The 562-nt window shown below is 60.9% G+C and carries 1 pseudogene; it reads left to right on the top strand.

Going from position 1 to position 562, the window contains the following annotated elements:
* Positions 1-562: pseudogene (locus K675_RS30595) on the top strand (calcium-binding protein); the annotation flags it as partial.

The following is a 562-nucleotide window of genomic DNA, read 5'->3' as shown; positions in this document are numbered from 1 at the left end:
TGGGCGGCGCGGGTGCCGACCAGTTCATCGGCGGCGCGGGGTTTGACACCGTCAGCTACACCGACGGTAACAGCGTCACGATCAACACCAAGACCGGTATCCATACAGGCATCGCCGCAGGCGACACCTATGTGGGTATTGAAAATATCCAGGGCTCGAACACCAATGACACCTTTATCAGCGGCGCGGCTGCCGATCAGTTCGATGGTGCGTTGGGTACCGACACGATCGATTATTCCGGTTCGGCTTCTGCGGTCACGGTGAGCCTGGTCAACGGCAGCGTTGGTAGTGGCGGCGATGCCGAGGGCGACAAACTGTCGAACTTCGAGAAGGTGATCGGCTCGGACTTCAACGACACGCTGACGGCGCAAACATCCGGCCACACCTTGGCCGGTGGTGCGGGGGATGACGTCTACATCATCAACGGGAGCAACGTATTCGTCACCGAACTGGCCGATGGCGGCGACGATGAGATGCGCACGGCGCTGAGCACCCTGAGCCTGGCGGCGAACGTCGAACGGCTGACCTACACCGGTACCGGCAATTTCGTCGGTTACGGCAA

It is taken from the genome of Pseudomonas fuscovaginae SE-1, assembly GCF_000364705.1.
GTDB lineage: Bacteria > Pseudomonadota > Gammaproteobacteria > Pseudomonadales > Pseudomonadaceae > Aquipseudomonas > Aquipseudomonas fuscovaginae_A.
The sequence above is the reverse complement of the archived record's forward strand: the minus strand, read 5'-3'. Positions and strand labels throughout refer to the sequence as shown.